Below are 22,815 nucleotides of genomic sequence, written 5' to 3'. Positions count from 1 at the left end.
GCGACATGAGTGTTTAACGTCAGACTGTTTTTCTGACGCAGGAGTGAAAATGAAATTTGAACTGGATACGACCGACGGACGCGCTCGCCGCGGCCGCCTGGTATTTGATCGTGGCGTAGTTGAAACGCCAGCCTTTATGCCCGTTGGGACTTACGGCACCGTCAAAGGGATGACGCCGGAAGAAGTTGAAGCCACCGGCGCACAAATTATCCTCGGCAACACGTTCCACCTGTGGCTGCGTCCGGGCCAGGAAATCATGAAGCTGCACGGCGATCTGCATGATTTCATGCAGTGGAAAGGGCCAATCCTGACCGATTCCGGCGGTTTCCAGGTCTTCAGCCTCGGCGATATTCGTAAGATCACCGAGCAGGGCGTCCACTTCCGTAACCCGATTAACGGCGATCCGATTTTCCTCGACCCGGAAAAATCGATGGAGATTCAATACGATCTCGGCTCCGATATCGTGATGATCTTCGACGAATGTACGCCGTACCCGGCGGACTGGGACTATGCTAAACGTTCGATGGAAATGTCTCTGCGCTGGGCGCAGCGTAGCCGTGACCGTTTCGATAGCCTGGGCAACAAAAATGCGCTGTTCGGCATTATTCAGGGAAGCGTTTACGAAGATTTACGCGATATATCCATTAAAGGTCTGGTAGACATCGGCTTTGATGGCTACGCTGTCGGCGGCCTGGCTGTCGGCGAGCCGAAAGCAGACATGCACCGTATTCTGGAGCACGTTTGCCCGCAGATTCCGACCGACAAACCACGCTATCTGATGGGCGTCGGGAAGCCCGAAGATCTGGTTGAAGGGGTACGCCGCGGTATCGATATGTTCGACTGCGTGATGCCGACGCGTAACGCGCGTAACGGCCATCTGTTTGTTACCGACGGCGTGGTGAAGATTCGTAATGCGAAGCACAAAAGCGACACTGCGCCGCTGGATGCGGAGTGTGATTGCTATACATGTCGCAATTATTCACGCGCTTACTTGCATCATCTTGATCGTTGCAACGAAATATTGGGCGCGCGCCTCAATACCATTCATAACCTTCGCTACTATCAGCGCTTAATGGCTGGTTTACGTAAGGCTATTGAAGAGGGTAAATTAGAGAGCTTCGTGACCGATTTTTACCAACGTCAGGGACGACCTGTTCCTCCTGTGAACGTTGATTAATTTTAATAATGAGGGAATTTGAATGAGCTTTTTTATTTCTGATGCGGTAGCAGCAACCGGTGGCGCGGCGCAGGGTAGCCCGATGTCTCTGATCCTGATGCTGGTGGTGTTTGGTCTGATTTTCTACTTCATGATCCTGCGCCCACAGCAGAAGCGTACCAAGGAACATAAAAACCTGATGAGCTCCATCGCGAAAGGCGATGAAGTGCTGACGAATGGTGGTCTGGTCGGTCGCGTCACTAAAGTTGCGGAAAGCGGATACATTGCTATCGCGCTGAACGATACCACCGAAGTGGTTATCAAACGTGACTTCGTAGCTGCCGTTCTGCCGAAAGGCACTATGAAAGCACTGTAATCCACTTTTCCCTAAGGGAACTGCCGTGTTAAACCGTTATCCTTTGTGGAAGTACATCATGCTGGTCGTCGTTATTATCGTCGGCCTGATGTATGCACTCCCCAACCTGTATGGTGAGGATCCGGCCGTTCAAATCACTGGCGTGCGCGGTGTCGCCGCCAGTGAGCAAACGCTGATCCAGGTCCAGAAATCGTTACAAGAAGAAAAAATTACCGCTAAGTCTGTGGCGCTGGAAGAGGGCACTATTCTTGCGCGCTTCGACACCACCGACGTCCAGTTACGTGCACGTGAAGTGCTGATGGGCGTATTGGGTGATAAATACGTCGTGGCACTGAACCTTGCACCGGCGACCCCTCGCTGGCTGGCGGCTATTCATGCCGAGCCAATGAAGCTGGGTCTTGACCTGCGTGGCGGCGTGCACTTCCTGATGGAAGTGGATATGGACACCGCGCTGGGTAAACTGCAGGAACAAAATATCGACAGCCTGCGCAGCGAACTGCGTGAAAAAGGCATCCCTTACTCCACCGTGCGTAAGGAAGACAATTTTGGTCTGAGCATTGCGTTTCGCGATAGCGCAGCACGCGACCAGGCTATCTCCTGGTTGAGCCCGCGTCACCGCGATCTGGTTATCTCCACTCAGGGCACTACCGGCCTGAAAGCCGTGATGACCGATGAACGCCTGAAAGAAGCTCGCGAATATGCCGTGCAGCAGAACATCAACATTCTGCGTAACCGTGTAAACCAACTGGGTGTTGCCGAGCCGCTGGTACAGCGTCAGGGCGCCGACCGTATCGTGGTTGAACTGCCGGGTATTCAGGATACCGCGCGTGCGAAAGAAATTCTTGGCGCGACCGCGACCCTGGAATTCCGTCTGGTTAACAGCAACGTCGACAGTGCTGCTGCCGCTTCAGGCCGCGTCCCTGGTGACTCCGAAGTGAAAGACACCCGTGAAGGTCGGCCGGTTGTGCTGTACAAGCGTGTGATTCTGACCGGTGACCATATCACCGACTCCACTTCCAGCATGGATGAGTACAATCAGCCGCAGGTTAACATCTCGCTGGATAGCGCTGGTGGCAACATCATGTCTAACTTCACCAAGGACAACATCGGTAAGCCGATGGCGACCCTGTTTGTGGAGTACAAAGACAGCGGTAAGAAAGATGCTAACGGTCGTGCGGTTCTGGTGAAGCAGGAAGAGGTGATTAACATCGCCAACATCCAGTCCCGCCTGGGCAACAGCTTCCGTATTACCGGTATCAGCAACCCGAACGAAGCGCGTCAGCTGTCTCTGCTGCTGCGTGCCGGTGCGTTGATTGCGCCGATTCAGATCGTTGAAGAACGTACCATCGGCCCAACACTGGGTATGCAGAACATCAAACAGGGTCTGGAAGCATGTCTGGCCGGTCTGGTGGTCTCTATCCTGTTCATGATTTTCTTCTACAAGAAATTCGGTCTGATCGCGACCTCCGCACTGGTGGCTAACCTGGTGCTGATCGTCGGTATCATGTCCCTGCTCCCAGGGGCAACGCTGAGTATGCCGGGGATTGCGGGTATCGTACTAACCCTTGCGGTAGCGGTCGATGCTAACGTACTGATTAACGAGCGTATTAAAGAAGAGTTGAGCAACGGACGTTCTGTTCAGCAGGCGATTGACGAAGGTTATAAGGGCGCATTCAGCTCTATCTTCGATGCGAACATTACGACCTTGATCAAAGTTATCATCCTGTACGCGGTCGGTACCGGTGCAATTAAAGGGTTTGCGATTACGACCGGTATCGGTGTTGCAACCTCGATGTTTACCGCTATCGTCGGCACCCGTGCCATCGTGAACCTGCTGTACGGCGGCAAGCGCGTTAAAAAGCTGTCTATCTGAGGAGTGCGTTGTGGCACAGGAATATACTGTTGAACAATTGAACCACGGCCGTAAAGTCTATGACTTTATGCGCTGGGACTACTGGGCTTTCGGCATCTCCGGTTTTCTGCTGATTGCCGCCATTGTCGTGATGGGCGTGCGCGGGTTTAACTGGGGTCTGGATTTCACCGGTGGTACGGTGATTGAAATTACCCTCGAAAAACCTGCCGATATGGACCAGATGCGTCTGGCGCTGCAGAAGGCGGGCTTCGAAGAGCCGCAGCTGCAGAACTTCGGTAGCAGCCGTGACATCATGGTACGTATGCCGCCGGTACATGATACCAACGTCAGCCAGGAGCTGGGCAGCAAGGTCGTTAATGTGATTAACGAATCGACCAGTCAGAACGCAACCGTCAAACGAATTGAATTCGTGGGGCCGAGCGTCGGGGCAGACCTGGCACAAAGCGGCGCAATGGCGCTGCTGGCCGCCTTGATCTGTATCCTGGTCTATGTTGGTTTCCGCTTTGAGTGGCGTCTTGCTGCCGGGGTTGTTATCGCCCTGGCGCACGATGTGGTCATTACGATGGGCATCCTGTCGCTGTTCCATATCGAGATCGATCTGACCATCGTCGCGTCACTGATGTCGGTTATCGGCTACTCGCTGAACGACAGCATCGTGGTATCGGACCGTATCCGTGAAAACTTCCGTAAGATCCGCCGCGGTACGCCGTATGAGATCTTTAACGTGTCGTTGACGCAGACGCTGCATCGTACCTTGATCACCTCAGGGACCACCTTGATGGTTATCCTGATGCTGTTCCTCTTTGGCGGCCCGGTACTGGAAGGCTTCTCGCTGACCATGCTGATCGGTGTCTCCATCGGTACAGCTTCTTCTATCTACGTGGCGTCGGCACTGGCGCTGAAGCTGGGCATGAAGCGCGAGCATATGCTGCAGCAGAAAGTCGAGAAAGAAGGTGCGGATCAGCCGTCCATTCTGCCGTAAGTCAGAACGGTTCTGAGAACGCAATCCCGGTCGCAAGGCTGGGATTTTTTTATTACAGGGTCTCCGAATTTCGCTACTCTCCTTGCATTGTGTTTAATGAGATGGAGATACGCCCATGGCCACGATAGCCCTTTCCACTGTCGCCCCGCCAACCCTCTGGCACGACCTGCCTTCCGTCACTCTCAGCGATGACACCTTGCGTCAGCGCAAAGCCAACGTGCTTGCGCAGATGGCCCGCGACGGGTATGACACCCTGGTCATCTATGCCGATAAAGAGCACGGCGGCAACTTTGAGTATCTCACCGGGTTTATCCCGCGGTTTGAAGAGGCGCTGCTGGTGCTACATCGCGAGGGGGAGGCGGTGCTGGTGCTGGGTAACGAAAACCTCAAGCTGGCGGCTTTTGCCCGGCTGGAGAACCGGGTGATCCACGCTCCGTGGTTCTCATTGCCGAACCAGCCGATGACCACGGAAAAAAGCCTGCCGCAACTGCTGCAGGATGCGGGGATCGTGGCGGGGAAAACGCTGGGGCTGGCGGGCTGGAAGCTGTTTACCGGCGATGCCGACGACCGGGCGCAGATGTTCGACCTGCCTGCGTTTATCGTCGACGCCATTCGCCAGGCCGCAGGGCCGCAGGCGCTCCTGCGCAATGCCACGGGTATTTTTATCGCCCCGGACAGCGGGGTAAGAACGGTCAATAACGCCAATGAACTGGCCCATTATGAATATGGCGCGAACCTCGCATCGACGGCGGTTCTGACCGCGCTTAATGCCATTGCCCCCGGTAAAACCGAAAAGCAGATCGGCGCGCTGCTGGCGGCGCAAGGGCAGCCCAACACCGTGGTGATGATTACCGCCACCGGCGATCGCTTCGCCCATGCCAACCTCTATCCAGGCGATAAGACTATCCAGTGTGGCGATAAATTCTCGCTGACCACCAGTTACAAAGGTGGGTTAAGCAGCCGCGCCGCCTACGTGGTGAGCGATGCCGCCGAGCTGGCGCCGGAGGTGGAGGACTATCTTGAGGTGGTGGCGAAGCCCTATTTCAAGGCGGTGGTCTGCTGGCTGGAGAATTTACGTATCGGGATGCGCGGCGGCGAGATGTACGCGCTGATCGAGAGTGTACTGCCAAAGGCGGAATATCACTGGCATCTGAACCCTGGGCATCTGGTGGCGGACGAAGAGTGGCTGTGCTCACCTATCGGGCCTGATTCCAACGCCTGCATCCGCAGCGGTATGCTGCTGCAAATCGATATTATTCCCTCACGGGCGGGCTATGCCGGCGCCAGCATCGAAGACACCGTGGCGGTGGCCGATAAGGCGCTGCGCGACGCACTGGCGCAGGATTGGCCGCAGCTGTGGCAGCGAATTGTCACCCGGCGCGCCTGGATCCGCCAGCAGTTAGGGATAGACCTGCCGGAAGAAGTGCTGCCATTTTCCAATACCGTCGGCTATTTGCGCCCGTGGCTGCTGGATCACACCCGCGCGCTGGTGTGTACCGCCTCGCCGCTGTAGAACGTTGGTGGTGTAGAAAGTCGTTAAACACTCCTGACAGTATGCTGTCAGGAGGCCTGGCATACACTCCTCTTGAACCTACACAATGGACAGGAGGATGTATGAACAACGTAATTAACTGGTTTGAAATTCCGGTCGCCGACATGGATCGTGCCGTGGCGTTTTACGAACCGGTGATGCAGGTAACGCTGAAGCGGGAAAATATGGATTGCGCTCAACTGGCCGTATTCCCTTATCAGGATCCGGCTCCCGGCGGCGCGCTGGCAAAGTTTGACGGTGTTAAACCCGCCGATCAGGGCTGCATTATCTATCTGCATACAGACAATCTGACGGCGACGCTCGACCGGGTGAGCTCTGCGGGAGGGCGCTGCGTTTTTGGTCCGCTGCAGCTGGCGGACGACATCGGGACGATTGCCCTGTTTATCGACAGTGAAGGCAACCGGATTGGCCTGCATCAACCAGCATAAATGAGATAACGCTTATGAGCCGACGCGCCGACCGTCTTTTTCAAATCGTCCAGATCCTGCGGGGGAGAAGATTAACCACCGCCGGGCTTCTGGCCGAGCGGCTCGGCGTATCGGAACGCACGATTTACCGCGATATTCGCGACCTGTCGCTCTCAGGCGTCCCGGTTGAGGGAGAGGCCGGCAGCGGCTATCGACTGCTGGCAGGCTACGATCTGCCGCCGCTGATGCTGACGACCCAGGAGTCGGAGGCGTTGGTCGCGGCGATTCGGCTGCTGCAAACCTGGGGCGGCGTCTCGATGTCCCAGGCGCTGGAATCGGCGCAGGAAAAAGTGCTGGCCATACTGCCGGCGGAGAGCCGACGCCAGGCAGAGCAATCGCGCCTGTTCGCCCCGGACTTTGGTTCGCAGGGCTACACCAAAGAGCAGTTTGATCTGGTGCATCGGGCGGTCTCGGGTCAGCAGGTGCTTGATCTGCACTATCGGGATGAAGCCGGAACGGTATCACAGCGTGAAGTGCTGCCGCTGGGGCTGTTTTTCTGGGGGGAACGCTGGCTGCTGGTGAGCTGGTGCGAATTGCGCGCCGATTATCGCTGCTTTCGCCTCGACCGATGCCTGAATATTGTGGCGACCGGGCGCCATTTTAGCGAACGGGCTGACCGCTCATTGAGTGATTTCTTGCGTAAGGTGAAGTGCGAGGAGCGCTAAGGCTATGCAATCCCCGGCGTTGCCGCCGGGGAAAATCAGCAGCGATTAGAAGTTGTAACCGACAACGAAGTAACCACCCCAGCCGGTAGAGCGAACATTGAAGTCGCCGTCGCCGAAGTTCAGCTTCGCGTCATCCGCCCACTGACCACCGTTGTGCCAGTAACGAGCAACTACCGAGTAGTGCCAGTGCGCATAGTTCAGCGCCAGGATGTGGCTGGACGCGATGGAGTTGCTGGTGCGCGCGTGCTTGCCGTTCATGTCGTAGAAGTTGTCATCGCCCAGATCGGAACCCCAGTCAAAGTTGGTGAAGCCGATGTAGCTCAGGGAACCGCCCCACAGGTCGGTCAGCGGAACAAAGTATTTCACTTTGAAACGGTAGCCATCCCACTCGTTTTCGTTGGAAGCACCGTAGTTCTGCCACTGATATTTCGCATAAACGTTCAGGGACAGGCTCATCGGCAGGCCGGTATCGATATCGGTACCCAGACCCATATACCAGGTGCTCTGCTCCTGGGAATCGTTACGACCCATATCGTAGATGTAGTTGTTGGCGAAATACCACTCTTTGAACGGGCCGAAGCTGAGGTCGGTGTTGGTCAGCTTGTCGATAGAGAAACGCGGTTCGATTTCCATAAACAGCGGGGAACCGTTGTTCCAGATACCTTTTGCGGTGCTGTTACCACCAAAGAATACCGGTGCATCGATATAACCGTAGAAATCAAACCAGTCTTTTTTGGCGAACGCTTCGTATTCCAGGTAGGTATCGTTACGGATCTGCGGTCCAAAACGGGTGTGATAGCTGCCCACCACGTTCACACTCTGGTGCCACCAATCAGACAGGTACTGAGGTTTGTCGTTTTCTGCCGCGCCAGCAGTGAAAGATGCGGAGAGCGCCAGGACCGCGCTTGCTGCCAGTAATGTTTTTTTCATAATGATGCCACTGTTTAAATTAAGCCAAAAGGCGTTAAGAACGTTGCCGAAGCGTTTCTAAATATTTCGTATTTCTGTGGCGTCTATTATAGAAATCATTGCTCACAAAAATATGTGTTGTTTCACATAAAGTAAACACACGTAATCGATTGCGTTCACGATTCTATGCATTTCCTGACAAAATGCCACTGAAATTCATCAATGGCGTCAATTTTCACTGAACTGTTCGCAAAATTTGTAAATGGATTTATGGCGGTGAAATCGGGTGTCGAAGACACCCGTTGGCAGAGGTTTTGGCAGAGGTTATTGCGGAGTGGCGGGCTGAATGTCGTGAATACGCAGGAAACCGAGCTGTTCCGGGGGAATACCGTTCAGGCGCAGCGGAATATCCACATCGCTGGGGGCCAGAATGCTGGCTGGGGCGCTGATCAGTTGCTCCTGGACGTTGACTTCCTGATAGCTCTGGGTGGTGCCGGTGATCTGCCCGGAAGCGACGGTGGCGCTAAATGCCGGAAGCGGATCGTTAGATTCACCCTGAATGCGCAAGGTCAGACGGGTGCCGTCACCATCGGCAGCAATATCCCGCAGCGACATGCGTAACGTGCCGATCTGGCTCTCCAGACGCGCCGGGGTTTTGGCGCCAGGCAGAAGATAGACGCCGCTGCTGGATTTCGCATTCAGGGAATTTTGCTGGGTAATTTTCACCGTTTGCTGATTCAGCTGAGTCATCTCTTTGCTCAGCGTGCTCACGCTTTGATTCATCTGCCGGACTTCACTTTGCTGCGCGCAGGCGCTGAGTGTGAACAACGTCGTCAGTATCGCCAGCTTTAAATAACGTCTTGTCATAGTAGGGGATTCCGTCAAAAGGGGATAACTCATGGTAGATCGTCTCTGATAACCAACCATAGATCCTTTGTCTCAAAAGCTCTTTCTTTGTAGTCGGGTCACTTCGCGGTAAACTATCCATCAGTTTAACTTCATATCAGGACGCGCCATGCATTGCCCATTCTGTTTCGCCGTAGATACCAAAGTGATCGACTCCCGCCTCGTGGGAGAGGGCTCCTCTGTGCGTCGTCGTCGGCAGTGCCTGGTTTGTAACGAACGTTTTACGACGTTTGAAGTGGCAGAGCTGGTGATGCCGCGGGTGGTCAAGAGCGACGAGGTGCGGGAACCTTTCAATGAGGATAAGCTGCGCAGCGGAATGCTGAAAGCGTTGGAAAAACGCCCGGTCAGCGCCGACGACGTAGAAATGGCGCTTAACCACATCAAAACGCACCTGCGCGGCACCGGTGAACGCGAAGTGCCCAGCAAGATGATCGGCAACCTGGTGATGGAACAGCTGAAAAAGCTCGATAAAGTCGCCTACATCCGCTTTGCTTCGGTCTATCGTAGCTTTGAAGACATCAAAGAATTTGGCGAAGAGATCGCCCGCTTACAGGATTAAGTCATGCATGACGAAATGTACATGGCGCGCGCACTGAAGCTGGCGCAGCGCGGGCGTTTTACCACCCATCCCAATCCTAACGTCGGCTGTGTGATCGTTAAAAACGGCGAAATCGTCGGCGAAGGTTTTCACTACCGGGCTGGTGAGCCACATGCGGAAGTACATGCGCTGCGAATGGCCGGTGAACAAGCCCGAGGCGCTACCGCCTACGTGACGCTGGAACCGTGCAGCCATCATGGCCGCACGCCGCCGTGCTGTGAGGCGCTGATCGCCGCTGGCGTGACCCGCGTCGTGGCCGCCATGCAGGATCCAAACCCGCAGGTAGCGGGGCGTGGCCTGTACCGTTTGCAGCAGGAAGGTATCGACGTCAGCCATGGCCTGATGATGAACGAGGCCGAAGCGCTGAATAAAGGCTTCCTGAAGCGCATGCGCACCGGTTTCCCGTATGTGCAGCTCAAACTGGGCGCTTCGCTGGATGGCCGAACCGCCATGGCCAGCGGTGAAAGCCAGTGGATCACCTCGCCGCAGGCGCGCCGCGATGTACAGCGTCTGCGCGCGCAGAGCCACGCCATTCTGACCAGCAGCGCCACCGTGCTGGCAGACGACCCGGCAATGACCGTGCGTTGGGAATCGCTGGACTCCGACACTCAGGCGCTGTACCCGCAGGACAATCTGCGTCAGCCGCTGCGTATCGTTATCGACAGCCATAACCGCGTGACCCCGCAGCACCGCATCGTGCAGCAGCCGGGCGAAACGCTGTTTGCCCGCACTCAGGCCGACGATCGCGCGTGGCCGGAAAACGTGCGCACGCTGCAGGTGCCGGAGTACAACGGCCATCTCGATCTGGTGCTGTTGATGATGCAGTTGGGCAAGCAGCAGGTGAACAGTATCTGGGTGGAAGCCGGCCCGACCCTCGCCGGGGCGCTATTACAGGCAGGTGTGGTGGACGAGCTTATCGTTTATATTGCGCCTAAACTGTTAGGCAATGCGGCGCGTGGATTATGTGCGCTACCGGGGCTTGAGAAACTACAGGATGCCCCCCATTTCAAATTCAATGAGATACGTCATGTCGGCCCGGATGTGTGCCTGCATTTAGTGAATGCCTGATTCAGGGCAGGCGTGTTGCGACGCAACTTCATTCCTCTGCCAGCGACCGCGAGGCAGTTTGAAGGATGAAGTGTATAAATTATTATGATAGAATCCGCCCCCCTTGCGGGGCCATATGAACCCGAAGGAAGAGTATGAACATTATTGAAGCTAACGTTGCTACCCCGGACGCTCGCGTCGCCATCACCATTGCGCGTTTCAACAACTTTATCAATGACAGCCTGCTGGAAGGTGCAATTGACGCCCTGAAGCGCATCGGTCAGGTAAAAGATGAAAACATTACCGTTGTTTGGGTTCCAGGCGCGTATGAGCTGCCACTGGCGGCTGGCGCACTGGCGAAAACCGGTAAATATGACGCAGTGATTGCTCTGGGTACGGTGATTCGTGGTGGTACCGCGCACTTTGAATATGTGGCTGGCGGAGCAAGCAACGGCCTCGCGCATGTCGCGCAGGAGAGCGAAATCCCGGTAGCATTTGGTGTTCTGACCACTGAAAGTATTGAACAAGCCATCGAACGCGCTGGTACCAAAGCAGGTAACAAAGGCGCAGAAGCTGCGCTGACCGCGCTGGAAATGATTAACGTATTGAAAGCCATCAAGGCCTGATTTTTTTGTAAGGGGAATTCCGTGAAACCTGCTGCTCGTCGCCGCGCCCGTGAGTGTGCTGTCCAGGCGCTTTACTCCTGGCAGTTGTCCCAGAACGACATCGCTGATGTCGAATACCAGTTCCTGGCGGAACAGGATGTCAAAGGTGTCGACGTTCTGTATTTCCGTGAACTGCTGTCCGGAGTGGCGACTAACAGCGCATACCTCGACGGCCTGATGAAGCCGTACCTGTCCCGCCTGCTTGAAGAGCTGGGCCAGGTGGAAAAAGCGGTACTGCGTATCGCCCTGTTCGAGCTGTCAAAACGTGACGATGTCCCGTACAAAGTGGCGATTAACGAAGCTATCGAACTGGCGAAAACTTTTGGCGCTGAAGACAGCCATAAGTTTGTTAACGGCGTGCTGGACAAAGCAGCCCCGGCAATTCGTCCCAACAAAAAGTAAACCCCAGGCCGGTGTGATCGGGGATTCTCCCCGAGAAACCGTCCACAGAACCTGCTTCAGCCGGCAACTAAACTCGTCGGCTGGAACAGGTTCTTATTCTTTTCTTTTGCTGAGGCATAACGTATGGCATGCGGCGAATTCTCCCTGATTGCCCGTTATTTTGATCGCGTAAAAAGCAGGCGTCTCGATGTGGAGACCGGCATCGGCGATGACTGCGCTCTCCTGAATATCCCCGAGAAAAAAACGCTGGCAATCAGCACCGACACGCTGGTGGCGGGAAACCATTTCTTACCTGATATCGACCCTGCCGACCTTGCCTACAAGGCGCTGGCGGTCAATCTGAGCGACCTCGCGGCCATGGGTGCTGAACCCGCATGGCTGACGCTGGCGCTGACCTTACCCGACGTGGATGAAGCGTGGCTGGAATCGTTCAGCGACAGCCTGTTCATGCAGCTCAACTATTACGATATGCAGCTGATTGGCGGGGACACCACCCGTGGTCCGCTGTCGATGACCCTGGGTATTCACGGCTTTGTCCCGCCGGGACGCGCTCTGAAACGCGCCGGGGCAAAACCCGGAGACTGGATTTACGTCACCGGCACTCCCGGGGACAGTGCAGCCGGGCTGGCGATATTGCAGGAGCGACTGAACGTCGAGTCTGCGGCCGATGCCGACTACCTGCTGGCGCGCCATTTACGTCCGATGCCGCGTATATTGCAGGGTCAGGCGCTACGCGATCTCGCCAGTTCGGCAATCGATCTTTCCGACGGGCTGATCTCCGATCTTGGTCATATCCTGAAAGCCAGCGGCTGCGGGGCGCGGATCGATCTCGATGCGATGCCGCTCTCCGATGCGATGCTGCGTCAGGTGGCACCAGAGCAGGCCTTGCGCTGGGCGCTGGCTGGCGGGGAAGATTACGAGCTGTGCTTTACCGTACCTGAACTGAACCGCGGCGCGCTGGACGTCGCCATCGGCCAGCTGGGGGCGCGTTTTACCTGCATTGGGCAGATTTGCGCGGAAGCGGACGGCCTGCAGCTGCTGCAAGCTGGCAAACCGGTGCAGCTGGATTTAAAGGGGTACGATCACTTTGGCGCGTAGCAAAGATGTCGCAAAAAGCCGCCTCAATATGGGCAATCCCTGGCATTTGCTGGCCACCGGCTTCGGCAGTGGATTAAGCCCCATCGTGCCGGGCACCATGGGCTCGCTGGCGGCGATCCCGTTCTGGTATCTGATGACATTTCTTCCCTGGCAGCTCTATTCGCTGGTGGTGATGATGAGCATCTGTATCGGGGTCTATATCTGCCATCGCACGGCGAAAGACATGGGGACCCACGACCACGGCAGCATCGTCTGGGACGAGTTTGTCGGGATGTGGATCACCCTGATGGCGCTGCCGACCCTCGACTGGCAATGGGTGGCCGCCGGGTTCGTGATCTTCCGTATCTTCGATATGTGGAAACCGTGGCCAATCCGCTGGTTCGATCGCAATATCCACGGCGGAATGGGGATCATGGTCGATGATATCGTCGCCGGCGTGATCTCCGCTGGGGTGCTGTATCTGGTGGGACACCACTGGCCGATCGGTATCCTGTAAGGCTATCTCCCCGGCGGCGTGCTGCGCGCCGGGGCACTGGCTTATTTAAAGCCGACAATCGGGTGTGGTTGATAGGGTTCTTCCAGCTTGTCGACCTGCTCGGGCGTGAGCGTGATATCCACTGCGCTAAGCAGTTCATCGAGCTGCTCTTGCCGCGATGCCCCAATGATCGGGGCGGCAACGCCGGGCTTGCTCAATAGCCACGCCAGCGCGACCTGTGCGCGATTCACACCAAGATCCTCCGCCACCTCAGCAAGATTCTGCGCAATCAACGCATCGTTGTCATCCGCGGCGCTGTAGAGCGATTTACCCACCTCATCAGAAACCAGACGCGCGGTGGTCTCTCCCCACGGACGCGTCAGGCGACCGCGTGCCAGCGGGCTCCAGGGAATCACCGACACGCCAGCGCGCTGACACAGCGGCAGCATTTCGTTTTCTTCTTCGCGATAGATCAGGTTGTAGTGGTCCTGCATGGTGACGAAGCGCGTCCAGCCATGTTGCTCCTGTAACTGCAGCGCCTGGGCAAACTGGCGGGCGTGCATCGACGAGGCGCCGATGTAACGGGCTTTCCCTGCTTTGACCACGTCATTCAGCGCCTCCAGCGTCTCTTCAATCGGCGTGGTGTAGTCCCAGCGATGGATTTGCAGCAGGTCGACATACTCCATCCCCAGACGTTTCAGGCTGTCGTCAATTGAGCGCAAGATCTGTCCGCGGGAGAGGCCTTCCGGCAGGTCGCCCACCGGGTAATAGACTTTAGTGGCGACCACAACCTCATCGCGACGGGCAAAATCACGCAGCGCGCGGCCGACGATCTCTTCGCTGCTGCCGTCAGAGTAGCTGTTGGCGGTATCGAAAAAGTTAATGCCGTTCTCCAGCGCATGCTGAATCAGCGGGCGGCTGCTCTCTTCGGGTAAGGTCCAGGCGTGATTGCCGCGATCCGGTTCACCAAAGGTCATACAGCCGAGGCACAGTCGGGATACCTTGAGTTGGGTTGCTACTGGCGTGATGTATTGCATGAACGGCTCCTGCTATCAGCAAAAAGATATCCTTTAAGCATAGCAGGCGCCGTTAGTGGGGGAGGGATCAGGCCAGCCAGTCCGTGATTTTCGCGGTGATACCGGCAGCATCAAGACCGAGGTCGGCACGCACTTCTTCCTGCGTTCCCTGCGGGATGAAGAAGTCCGGCAGGCCGATATTTAACACCGGAACCGCGCGACGATGCGCCATCAGCAGCTCATTCACACCGCTGCCTGCGCCGCCCATAATGGCGTTCTCTTCGAGGGTCACCAGCACGTCGTGCTCCGTGGCCAGCTGCAAAACCAGCGCATCATCAAGGGGCTTCACAAAGCGCATATCGACCAGCGTCGCGTTGAGCGTCTCCGCCGCCTGAGTGGCTTCCGGTAGCAGGGTGCCGAAGTTGAGGATCGCGATTTTTTCACCGCGGCGTTTCTCCACGCCTTTGCCGATTGGCAGCGAGGCCAGCGGTTCCAGCGTCGCCCCGGTGCCGGTACCGCGTGGGTAGCGGACTGCGCTCGGGCCAGCGTTGTAGTGATAGCCGGTGTAGAGCATCTGGCGGCACTCGTTCTCGTCGCTAGGCGTCATGATCACCATCTCCGGGATACAGCGCAGGAAGGAGAGATCGAACGCGCCCTGATGCGTTTGTCCATCGGCACCGACGATACCCGCACGGTCGATGGCAAACAGTACCGGCAGCTTCTGGATAGCGACGTCGTGAATCAGCTGATCGTAAGCTCGCTGCAGGAAGGTGGAGTAGATGGCCACTACCGGCTTATAGTCGCCGATCGCCAGACCCGCGGCGAAGGTGACCGCGTGCTGTTCGGCAATCGCCACATCGAAATACTGGTCAGGGAATTTTTTGGAAAACTCGACCATTCCCGAGCCTTCGCGCATCGCCGGGGTGACGGCCATCAGCCTGGCGTCTTTCGCCGCCGTTTCGCACAGCCAGTCGCCGAAAATTTTCGAATAAGAGGGCAGGCCGCCGCTGCTTTTCGGCAGGACGCCGCTGGTGTGGTCGAATTTAGGCACCGCGTGGAAGGTAATCGGGTCTTTTTCCGCCGGCTCATAGCCGCGACCTTTTTTGGTCATAATATGCAGGAACTGCGGCCCTTTCAGGTCGCGCATATTTTTCAGCGTGGTGACCAGCCCCAGCACATCGTGACCGTCAACCGGGCCGATGTAGTTAAAGCCCAGCTCTTCAAACAGCGTCCCGGGCACCACCATCCCTTTGAGATGTTCTTCGGTGCGCTTGAGCAGCTCTTTAATCGGCGGCACGCCGGAGAAGACTTTCTTCCCGCCTTCGCGCAGCGATGAGTACAGTTTCCCCGACAGCAGCTGCGCCAGGTGATTATTCAGCGCGCCGACATTCTCGGAGATCGACATTTCGTTATCGTTGAGTACGACCAGCAGATCGGGTTTGATATCGCCCGCGTGGTTCATGGCCTCAAACGCCATGCCCGCGGTAATGGCGCCGTCGCCGATGACGCAGACCGCGCGTCGCTGTTTGTCTTCTTTCGCGGCGGCAATCGCCACCCCGATGCCGGCAGAAATAGAGGTTGATGAGTGACCGACGCTCAGCACGTCATATTCGCTTTCGCCACGCCACGGGAACGGATGCAGACCCCCTTTCTGACGAATGGTGCCGATTTTATCGCGGCGACCGGTCAGGATTTTATGCGGGTAAGCCTGGTGACCAACGTCCCAGATCAGGCGGTCAAACGGCGTGTTATAGACGTAGTGAAGCGCCACGGTCAGTTCGACCGTGCCGAGGCCGGAGGCAAAATGCCCGCTGGAACGGCTGACGCTGTCCAGCAGGTAACGCCGCAGTTCGTCGCACAGTTTCGGCAGGCTATCTTTCGGCAACAAACGCAACTCCTGGGTGGAATCCACCAGCGCCAGGGTCGGGTATTTGGCAATATCAAAACTCATCAGAGACTCTTATTGTTTATTTATCACGCTGAATTATGTAATTCGCGAGCGCTTCCAGTGCCGTCGTATCCAGAGATTGTGCGGCCAGTTCATTGAGCGACTGACGGGCATCTTCAATCAGGTCATGCGCTTTGGTGCGAGCTTGCTCGAGCCCCAGAAGCGCGGGATAAGTGCTTTTACCTAACTGCTGGTCGGCACCCTGGCGTTTGCCAAGCGTCGCAGTATCCCCTACCACGTCAAGAATGTCATCCTGGACCTGGAAGGCGAGACCGATATTTTGCGCAAAGCGTTCAAGGGCCGGCAGGGCCGCACGACCACGTTCGCCCGCGCTCAGCGCTCCCATCCGCACCGCGGCGCAAATAAGGGCTCCGGTTTTGTGGCGATGAATACGCTCCAGCGCCTGCAGATCAACCTGATGACCTTCGGCTTCGAGATCCAGCGCCTGTCCGCCGCACATGCCCGCAACACCGCTGGCGTGGGCCAGCGCTGACACCATTGCCAGACGATCGCGGTCCGGTACTTCAGGCATCGGCGCATCACTCAGTATAGAAAATGCCAGCGTTTGTAGCGCATCACCGGCAAGAATTGCGTTCGCTTCGCCAAATTTAACGTGACAGGTCGGCAAACCGCGGCGCAGATCGTCATCGTCCATCGCCGGGAGATCGTCATGCATCAGAGAATAAGCGTGGATGCATTCAACGGCGGCGGCCGGGGCATCCAGCGTTGTGCGGCTGACGCCGAACATATCACCGGTGGCATAGACGAGGAACGGGCGCAGGCGTTTACCGCCTAATAATGCGCCATACTGCATGGCTTCAACCAGTGGAGTGTTCTGAAAAGGCAGTGGCGCAAGGAAACGACGCAGCGCGTCGTTAGCCTGCTCAACGCAGGCCTGGAGCTGTTGCGAAAAGTCCATTTATTCGGCGTCCGGCGTAAAAGGCGTGAGTGGGCTCTCTTCGCTGTCGGCCAGCAGAATCTGTACACGCTGCTCGGCCTGCTGCAGCCGGGCCTGGCCCTGGCGCGCCAGCTGTACGCCACGCTCAAACTCGCTGAGCGCTTCTTCTAACGGGAGCGCGCCGCTTTCCAGACGATTAACAATCTGTTCCAGCTCGCCCAGGGCGGTTTCAAAGCTGGCCGGGGCCTCATTTTTCTTTGGCATAGTGAATGTAGACTCTTGTTATGTCGCGACACCAATATGGTAACGAAGTCACGTGGTTAAGCAAATACAGACGTCGTCCTTTCGCGGATTTGTTCCCGAAAGCGTGCGCAACCGCTGCCGGCAGGCTCGTCGCGTGCCTGTAGCGACAGCCTGCCCCGAATGATTTTCTGTAAAACCCGCAATAGTGATATACTGCGCTCCCTGGATGCAGGCACTACGGTGCGCTGCAGTACATCTTTTGCTTAAAGCCCGTCGGGCTTGCCAACGAACTATTGTCGCTATGAAGTTTATCATTAAATTGTTCCCGGAAATCACCATCAAAAGCCAATCCGTGAGATTGCGCTTCATTAAAATCTTAACCGGGAACATTCGTAACGTTCTCAAAAACTATGATGAGACGCTGGCCGTTGTCCGTCATTGGGATCATATCGAAGTTCGCGCGAAAGACGAAAATCAGCGGCCGATCATCCGCGATGCGCTGACCCGAATCCCCGGTATCCATCATATTCTGGAAGTCGAAGACGTGCCGTTCACGTCGCTGCACGATATTTTCGAGCAAACGCTGCCGCTGTGGCGCGAAGCGCTGGAAGGTAAAACCTTCTGCGTGCGCGTAAAACGTCGCGGTAAGCATGAGTTTACCTCTATCGAAGTGGAACGCTACGTCGGCGGTGGCCTGAATCAGCACATCGAAACCGCGCGCGTGAAGCTGACTAACCCGGATATCACGGTCAATCTGGAAATTGAAAACGATCGTCTGCTGCTGGTGAAAGGGCGTTACGAAGGCATCGGCGGTTTCCCTATCGGGACTCAGGAAGATGTGCTGTCGCTGATTTCCGGCGGTTTCGATTCCGGCGTTTCCAGCTATATGCTGATGCGTCGCGGCTGTCGCGTGCACTACTGCTTCTTTAATCTGGGCGGTGCAGCCCATGAAATCGGTGTTCGCCAGGTGGCCCACTATCTGTGGAACCGCTTCGGCAGCTCTCACCGCGTCCGCTTCGTGGCGATTAACTTTGAACCGGTGGTCGGTGAGATCCTCGAAAAAGTTGACGATGGCCAGATGGGCGTGGTGCTCAAGCGCATGATGGTTCGCGCGGCATCGAAAGTGGCTGAACGTTACGGCGTACAGGCTCTGGTGACCGGTGAAGCGCTGGGCCAGGTTTCCAGCCAGACCCTGACCAACCTGCGGTTGATCGACAACGTCTCCGACACGCTGATTCTGCGTCCGCTGATCTCGCACGATAAAGAGCACATCATCAACCTGGCGCGGGAAATCGGTACTGAAGATTTTGCCCGCACTATGCCGGAATACTGCGGCGTGATTTCGAAGAGCCCGACCGTGAAGGCGGTGAAGGCGAAGATTGAAGCGGAAGAAGAAAACTTCGACTTCAGCATCCTCGATAAAGTGGTTGAGGAAGCGAATAACGTCGATATCCGTGATATCGCCCAGCAGACCCAGCAGGAAGTGGTGGAAGTCGAAACCGTGACCGGCTTTGGCCCGAACGACGCGATTCTGGATATCCGCTCTATTGACGAGCAGGATGACAAACCGCTGAAGCTCGACGGCGTAGACGTGGTGTCATTACCGTTCTACAAGCTGAGCACTAAATTCGGCGATCTGGATCAGAGCAAAACCTACCTGCTGTGGTGCGAACGCGGTGTGATGAGCCGTCTGCAGGCGCTGTATCTGCGCGAGCAGGGCTTTGAGAATGTGAAGGTGTATCGCCCGTAACCACGACGAGCGACGGTCATCCCGGATAGCGGCATTGTCTGCCTTATCCGGGCGACTCAAGCCGTGTTGGTGGCAGTAACCCCGCGAAGCGCAACGCCAGCGGGGAAATCCCAGGCCTGTCAGGCTTCGTAGAAGTTATAAATCCCCGCCGCCATCACCAGCTGTGATGCGACCTCATAGGCCGTTTCACGCCCGACCAGCAAATCGATCATTTTGAGCGCAAAATCAATCGAGGTTCCCGGCCCCTGGCTGGTGAGCAGGTTGACCCGTGGGTCCCAGACGACACGCTTATCCTGCCACTGATCCGACGGAATGCGATCCTTTAACGCCGGAAAGCCCGTCATATTGCCGATCGGGAAAAGGTTATGCGGCACCAGCACGGTGGCGGCAGCGGCGCAGATGGCAGCAACGATGCGCCCGGAGAGATGAAACTGCCTGACCGTCTCCACCAGCAGTGGGCTGTCGCGGAAATATTCCGCGCCTTTAATGCCGCCCGGCAGGACGATAATGTCGTAATCGCCATCCGCTACTTCCACCAGTGGGGCATCGGCCAGCAGTTTCACGCCACGCGAGCAGACCACGGTCAGGCTGCCATCGCTGGCGACGCTGGCGGTGGTTACCTGCACGCCGCCACGGACCAGTAAATCGATGGTGGTGACCGCTTCTGTCTCTTCGCTACCAGGGGCGAGGCAAATCAGTGCCGACGCGCTCATATTCATTCTCCTTACGCTTTACCAGTTCAAACAAGCGGGCATTTTCCGGTACGGCAAGCCCGTGGGCGCGAGCGCGCTTTAGCAAAAAACCGGTGATATAGTCGATTTCCGTATGACGCTGCACGCGAATATCCTGCAGCATCGAAGAGATATTTTCTGCCGTACTTTCAATGACCTGATGGACATAAAATAACAGGTTTTCCGGTGAAGTATGAATACCTTCGCGTTCCATGACCGCCGCCACCTCGCGACAAATCACCTCGACTTCCCCGGGATAGTGGCGTAAATCGCCGTTCCGGCATTCTTTTAAGGCAGTCAGCGGGTTAATGACACAGTTGACCGCCAGCTTGCTCCACGTCGCCGGCAGAATATTATTGTGCCATGCGACATCCGGCAGAACGTTTTGCAGGACGTCGGCAAGATAGCTGTAATCCTCCGGGTAGGGCTTTGCCGGGCCAATATGGGTGGTGCCGTTGGCGACGTGAACAATCACGTTACCATCGCGGCGTGCGGCCTGGGTGGTAGAGGCCAGCAGCAGCGGCTGCTGCACGCCTTTTAGCTCATCGATCGTGCCCATGCCGTTATGGATAAGCAGAATTGGCGACGAAACGGGCAGGATAGAGGCCAGGTTTTTTACCGCAGTGGAGACCTGCCAGGCCTTTAATGTGACCACCAGCAGGTCGCTACTGGCGAGAAAGTCGGGATCGTTAGCGGTGAGCGATTCATTAAAGATGGAGCCGTCAGTCTCGATCAGGTTGACGCTACAGAAGGGTTGTGGGACGCGTAACCAGCCCTGGACTTCGTTTGCGTGTTTGTACAACGCGGTAAGCCACAGTTGCCCCAGTGCACCGCATCCAAGTACGGTTACTTTCATTATTCCTCCTCACCTGCGACGTCCTCAGGCATTCATAGCTAAAGTATATACTCGTTGCCCTTCCGGCTGCAGCCTGGCACAGGTTTAGTATGACATCATCGGCTATGCTTGCGGGATAAGCAGTTGAGTTATGCCGCGTTGCGGGTATTATGCAACGCAAAAGCAACAGAAGGAGAGGAAAAGATGCCATCTTTCGATATTGTCTCTGAAGTCGATCTTCAGGAAGTTCGAAACGCCGTAGAGAATGCGACCCGTGAAGTTGAGTCGCGTTTTGATTTTCGTAACGTTGAAGCGAGCTTTGAGCTGAACGAAAAAAACGAGACCATCAAGGTCCTCAGTGAATCTGATTTCCAGATTAACCAGCTGTTGGATATTCTGCGCGCGAAGCTGTTAAAACGTGGTATTGAAGGCAGCTCTATCGAAGTGCCTGACGAGTTCGTGCACAGCGGTAAAACCTGGTTTGTTGATGCCAAACTGAAGCAGGGTATTGAGAGCGCGATGCAGAAAAAAATCGTTAAGCTCATCAAAGACAGCAAGCTGAAGGTGCAGGCGCAGATTCAGGGTGAAGAGATTCGCGTGACCGGTAAGGCGCGTGACGACCTGCAGGCCGTGATGGCGCTGGTGCGCGGTGGCGATCTGGGTCAGCCGTTCCAGTTCAAAAACTTCCGCGACTAAGTCGGGATTTTTGCCACGCTGGCGCGAGTGCTTTTCGCCGAACGCCAGCCAGTAAAAAAGCGGGGAATTCCCCGCTTTTTTTACGCCCCTTTGATGGCTTGCTCAATCTCGAAGCGGTTGGTCACCTTGCTGTCGATCTTGATATACACCGAGCGTTCATCGGCGATAACCAGCGCCTGCTTCACGCCATCTTTCGCCAGCAGCCGCTCCTGCAGCGTTGCATCGGCCGCCACATCATCAGGGATTTCGACCCGCAGACTGCTGACATACGGCGGTTCGCTCATCGTCCCGGCTACCAACAGCCACAGCATCGCCAGCAGCGCGCCGAGCAGGAACACGGTTTGTGAATCAAAATAGCCATCGACCCAGCCGCCCAGCGAGCCGCCAATTGCCACCCCGAGGAACTGGCTGGTCGAATAGATCCCCATAGCGGTCCCTTTGTAGCCCGCCGGAGACTCTTTGCTGATAAGCGATGGGAGCAACGCTTCCAGCAGGTTAAAGGCCAGGAAGAACAGCTGAACGCCGGCCACCAGCTCCCAGAAATAACCCCCGGCGCCCCACAGCACGATTTCCGCCACCAGCAGAATCGCGACGCAGAACACGAAGACATGCTTCATCTTGCGCTTCACTTCGGCATAGATGATAAACGGCACCACTGAGACAAACGACACCAGCATGGTGACCAGGTAAATTTTCCAGTGCTCGGCGGCAGGGAAACCGGCGGCCTCCAGCTGTCCCGGTAGGGCGACAAACGTCGACATCAGCATGATGTGCAGACACATGATGCCGAAGTTAAGCTTCAGGAGTTTGGGTTCGGCAAGCACTTTACTGAAGCAGCCTTTCACCATCCCGGACTCACGGTTCAGGACATGATTATGGCTGTTGGGGACGACCCATAGCGTCAGCAGAATACCGATGCTGGCGAGGATGGCGATCATCCAGAACAGGGCGTGCAGACCCAGCTGGTGGGTGATAATCGGTCCCAGCACCATGGCTAGCGCAAAGGTGACGCCGAAGCTGACGCCGATAAAGGCCATCGCCTTGGTACGATTCTGTTCGCGGGTTAAATCGGAGAGGAGCGCCATCACCGCGGCGGCAATCGCGCCGGACCCTTGCAACGCGCGCCCGAGGATAATGCCCCAGATAGAGTCGCTGAGGGCCGCGATAATGCTGCCGATCACGAAGATAAGCAGCCCACCGACAATCAGTGGTTTACGGCCAATACGGTCGGAAAGCAGGCCGAACGGGATTTGAAACACCGCCTGTGCCAGACCATAGATGCCAATGGCCAGGCCAATTAACGCCTCGCTGGCGCCTTGTAAAGCCATACCGTAGGTGGTCAGAACCGGCAGAACCATAAACATGCCGAGCATACGCAGCGAGAATACGGTTCCCAGACCCCAGGTTGCGCGCAGTTCACCTGGCGTCATTTTGTTATCGTTCATTACCACCTCAATCTAAAAACTGCGACTAGTGTAGTGGTGGCGGCCAGAAGCGTAAATAAATGTTTGTTTAACAGATATTACG

The 22,815-nt window shown here is 56.3% G+C and carries 24 protein-coding genes; 15 read left to right on the top strand and 9 right to left on the bottom strand.

Features of this window, described 5'->3' with window-relative positions; translation table 11 throughout:
• The first annotated feature begins 49 nt into the window (after positions 1 to 49).
• From tgt to ACMYSN_RS09410, 7 genes are all read left to right on the top strand, one after another.
• Positions 50 to 1,177: a tRNA guanosine(34) transglycosylase Tgt gene (tgt, locus tag ACMYSN_RS09440; protein ID WP_123755662.1), complete on the top strand. Its 1,128-nt coding sequence runs from the start codon at positions 50 to 52 to the stop codon at positions 1,175 to 1,177.
• A gap of 22 nt (positions 1,178 to 1,199) precedes the next feature.
• Positions 1,200 to 1,532: a preprotein translocase subunit YajC gene (gene yajC / locus ACMYSN_RS09435; protein ID WP_004133958.1), complete on the top strand. Its 333-nt coding sequence runs from the start codon at positions 1,200 to 1,202 to the stop codon at positions 1,530 to 1,532.
• A gap of 25 nt (positions 1,533 to 1,557) precedes the next feature.
• Positions 1,558 to 3,405 (top strand): protein translocase subunit SecD, encoded by a 1,848-nt coding sequence (gene secD / locus ACMYSN_RS09430; protein ID WP_123755663.1) that lies wholly within the window; start codon positions 1,558 to 1,560, stop codon positions 3,403 to 3,405.
• A gap of 10 nt (positions 3,406 to 3,415) precedes the next feature.
• Positions 3,416 to 4,387 carry a protein translocase subunit SecF gene (gene secF / locus ACMYSN_RS09425; protein ID WP_462497810.1) on the top strand — a complete coding sequence of 324 codons (972 nt, stop codon included), beginning with the start codon at positions 3,416 to 3,418 and terminating at the stop codon, positions 4,385 to 4,387.
• Positions 4,388 to 4,502: 115 nt separating this feature from the next.
• The gene (locus tag ACMYSN_RS09420) at positions 4,503 to 5,900 is read left to right on the top strand and encodes a M24 family metallopeptidase (protein WP_462497809.1); all 1,398 of its coding nucleotides are present in this window, start codon (positions 4,503 to 4,505) and stop codon (positions 5,898 to 5,900) included.
• A gap of 101 nt (positions 5,901 to 6,001) precedes the next feature.
• Positions 6,002 to 6,367 carry a VOC family protein gene (locus ACMYSN_RS09415; protein WP_123755666.1) on the top strand — a complete coding sequence of 122 codons (366 nt, stop codon included), beginning with the start codon at positions 6,002 to 6,004 and terminating at the stop codon, positions 6,365 to 6,367.
• 14 nt (positions 6,368 to 6,381) lie between these two features.
• Entirely contained in the window at positions 6,382 to 7,071 is a 690-nt protein-coding gene (locus tag ACMYSN_RS09410) for a helix-turn-helix transcriptional regulator (RefSeq protein WP_462497808.1), read from the top strand.
• A gap of 45 nt (positions 7,072 to 7,116) precedes the next feature.
• Here ACMYSN_RS09410 and ACMYSN_RS09405 read toward each other — a convergent pair whose 3' ends face one another.
• Both ACMYSN_RS09405 and ACMYSN_RS09400 read right to left on the bottom strand, forming a co-directional pair.
• Positions 7,117 to 8,001: a nucleoside-specific channel-forming protein Tsx gene (locus ACMYSN_RS09405; RefSeq protein WP_123755668.1), complete on the bottom strand. Its 885-nt coding sequence runs from the start codon at positions 7,999 to 8,001 to the stop codon at positions 7,117 to 7,119.
• A 303-nt stretch (positions 8,002 to 8,304) separates the two neighbouring features.
• The gene (locus ACMYSN_RS09400; RefSeq protein WP_462497807.1) at positions 8,305 to 8,847 is read right to left on the bottom strand and encodes a SadB/YajI family lipoprotein; all 543 of its coding nucleotides are present in this window, start codon (positions 8,845 to 8,847) and stop codon (positions 8,305 to 8,307) included.
• 148 nt (positions 8,848 to 8,995) lie between these two features.
• Here ACMYSN_RS09400 and nrdR point away from each other — a divergent pair, with 148 nt between their 5' ends.
• The 6 genes from nrdR (at position 8,996) to pgpA (ending at position 13,192) form a co-directional block, all read left to right on the top strand.
• Positions 8,996 to 9,445 carry a transcriptional regulator NrdR gene (nrdR, locus tag ACMYSN_RS09395; protein ID WP_123755670.1) on the top strand — a complete coding sequence of 150 codons (450 nt, stop codon included), beginning with the start codon at positions 8,996 to 8,998 and terminating at the stop codon, positions 9,443 to 9,445.
• 3 nt (positions 9,446 to 9,448) lie between these two features.
• The gene (gene ribD, locus ACMYSN_RS09390; RefSeq protein ID WP_462497806.1) at positions 9,449 to 10,552 is read left to right on the top strand and encodes a bifunctional diaminohydroxyphosphoribosylaminopyrimidine deaminase/5-amino-6-(5-phosphoribosylamino)uracil reductase; all 1,104 of its coding nucleotides are present in this window, start codon (positions 9,449 to 9,451) and stop codon (positions 10,550 to 10,552) included.
• 134 nt (positions 10,553 to 10,686) lie between these two features.
• A complete protein-coding gene (gene ribH, locus ACMYSN_RS09385) occupies positions 10,687 to 11,157 on the top strand; it encodes a 6,7-dimethyl-8-ribityllumazine synthase (RefSeq protein ID WP_046476205.1) in 471 nt (156 codons plus the stop codon).
• 21 nt (positions 11,158 to 11,178) lie between these two features.
• Positions 11,179 to 11,598, top strand: coding sequence for a transcription antitermination protein NusB (gene nusB, locus ACMYSN_RS09380; protein WP_462497805.1), 420 nt, complete (start codon positions 11,179 to 11,181; stop codon positions 11,596 to 11,598).
• 123 nt (positions 11,599 to 11,721) lie between these two features.
• Positions 11,722 to 12,696, top strand: a complete 975-nt coding sequence (gene thiL, locus ACMYSN_RS09375; RefSeq protein ID WP_462497804.1) for a thiamine-monophosphate kinase — start codon at positions 11,722 to 11,724, stop codon at positions 12,694 to 12,696.
• A 28-nt stretch (positions 12,697 to 12,724) separates the two neighbouring features.
• Positions 12,725 to 13,192: a phosphatidylglycerophosphatase A gene (pgpA, locus tag ACMYSN_RS09370; protein WP_462498232.1), complete on the top strand. Its 468-nt coding sequence runs from the start codon at positions 12,725 to 12,727 to the stop codon at positions 13,190 to 13,192.
• Positions 13,193 to 13,233: 41 nt separating this feature from the next.
• On the opposite strand, the gene ACMYSN_RS09365 is transcribed toward pgpA, so the two are convergent.
• The 4 genes from ACMYSN_RS09365 to xseB all read right to left on the bottom strand — a co-directional run bounded on the left by ACMYSN_RS09365 (position 13,234) and on the right by xseB (position 17,297).
• On the bottom strand, positions 13,234 to 14,208 hold the full coding sequence (locus ACMYSN_RS09365) for an aldo/keto reductase (protein WP_462497803.1): 975 nt from the start codon (positions 14,206 to 14,208) through the stop codon (positions 13,234 to 13,236).
• Positions 14,209 to 14,275: 67 nt separating this feature from the next.
• Positions 14,276 to 16,138, bottom strand: coding sequence for a 1-deoxy-D-xylulose-5-phosphate synthase (dxs, locus tag ACMYSN_RS09360; protein WP_462497802.1), 1,863 nt, complete (start codon positions 16,136 to 16,138; stop codon positions 14,276 to 14,278).
• A 16-nt stretch (positions 16,139 to 16,154) separates the two neighbouring features.
• Positions 16,155 to 17,054: a (2E,6E)-farnesyl diphosphate synthase gene (gene ispA / locus ACMYSN_RS09355; protein WP_123755676.1), complete on the bottom strand. Its 900-nt coding sequence runs from the start codon at positions 17,052 to 17,054 to the stop codon at positions 16,155 to 16,157.
• The gene (gene xseB, locus ACMYSN_RS09350; RefSeq protein ID WP_123755677.1) at positions 17,055 to 17,297 is read right to left on the bottom strand and encodes an exodeoxyribonuclease VII small subunit; all 243 of its coding nucleotides are present in this window, start codon (positions 17,295 to 17,297) and stop codon (positions 17,055 to 17,057) included.
• Between the two features lie 280 nt (positions 17,298 to 17,577).
• Between xseB and thiI the strand changes: the two genes are divergently transcribed.
• Entirely contained in the window at positions 17,578 to 19,026 is a 1,449-nt protein-coding gene (gene thiI / locus ACMYSN_RS09345; RefSeq protein WP_462497801.1) for a tRNA sulfurtransferase, read from the top strand.
• A 119-nt stretch (positions 19,027 to 19,145) separates the two neighbouring features.
• Here thiI and yajL read toward each other — a convergent pair whose 3' ends face one another.
• Together yajL and panE are read right to left on the bottom strand one after the other, a co-directional pair.
• Positions 19,146 to 19,739, bottom strand: a complete 594-nt coding sequence (gene yajL / locus ACMYSN_RS09340; RefSeq protein WP_462497800.1) for a DJ-1/PfpI family protein — start codon at positions 19,737 to 19,739, stop codon at positions 19,146 to 19,148.
• Complete coding sequence (gene panE, locus ACMYSN_RS09335) at positions 19,702 to 20,613, bottom strand: 2-dehydropantoate 2-reductase (RefSeq protein WP_462497799.1); 912 nt, start codon at positions 20,611 to 20,613, stop codon at positions 19,702 to 19,704. The genes yajL and panE overlap by 38 nt, the downstream gene beginning before the upstream one ends.
• 183 nt (positions 20,614 to 20,796) lie before the next feature.
• On the opposite strand from panE, the gene ACMYSN_RS09330 reads away from it, so the two are divergent.
• The gene (locus tag ACMYSN_RS09330) at positions 20,797 to 21,288 is read left to right on the top strand and encodes a YajQ family cyclic di-GMP-binding protein (RefSeq protein WP_123755681.1); all 492 of its coding nucleotides are present in this window, start codon (positions 20,797 to 20,799) and stop codon (positions 21,286 to 21,288) included.
• A gap of 80 nt (positions 21,289 to 21,368) precedes the next feature.
• Here the strand turns inward: ACMYSN_RS09330 and ACMYSN_RS09325 are convergent, their stop codons facing one another.
• Positions 21,369 to 22,733, bottom strand: a complete 1,365-nt coding sequence (locus ACMYSN_RS09325) for an MFS transporter (protein ID WP_462497798.1) — start codon at positions 22,731 to 22,733, stop codon at positions 21,369 to 21,371.
• Positions 22,734 to 22,815: the final 82 nt, after the last annotated feature.

The organism is Klebsiella sp. R445, assembly GCF_051131755.1.
Taxonomy (GTDB): domain Bacteria; phylum Pseudomonadota; class Gammaproteobacteria; order Enterobacterales; family Enterobacteriaceae; genus Klebsiella; species Klebsiella lignicola.
Note: the sequence above shows the minus strand (reverse complement) of the source record. Positions and strands in the feature narration are given on the sequence as shown.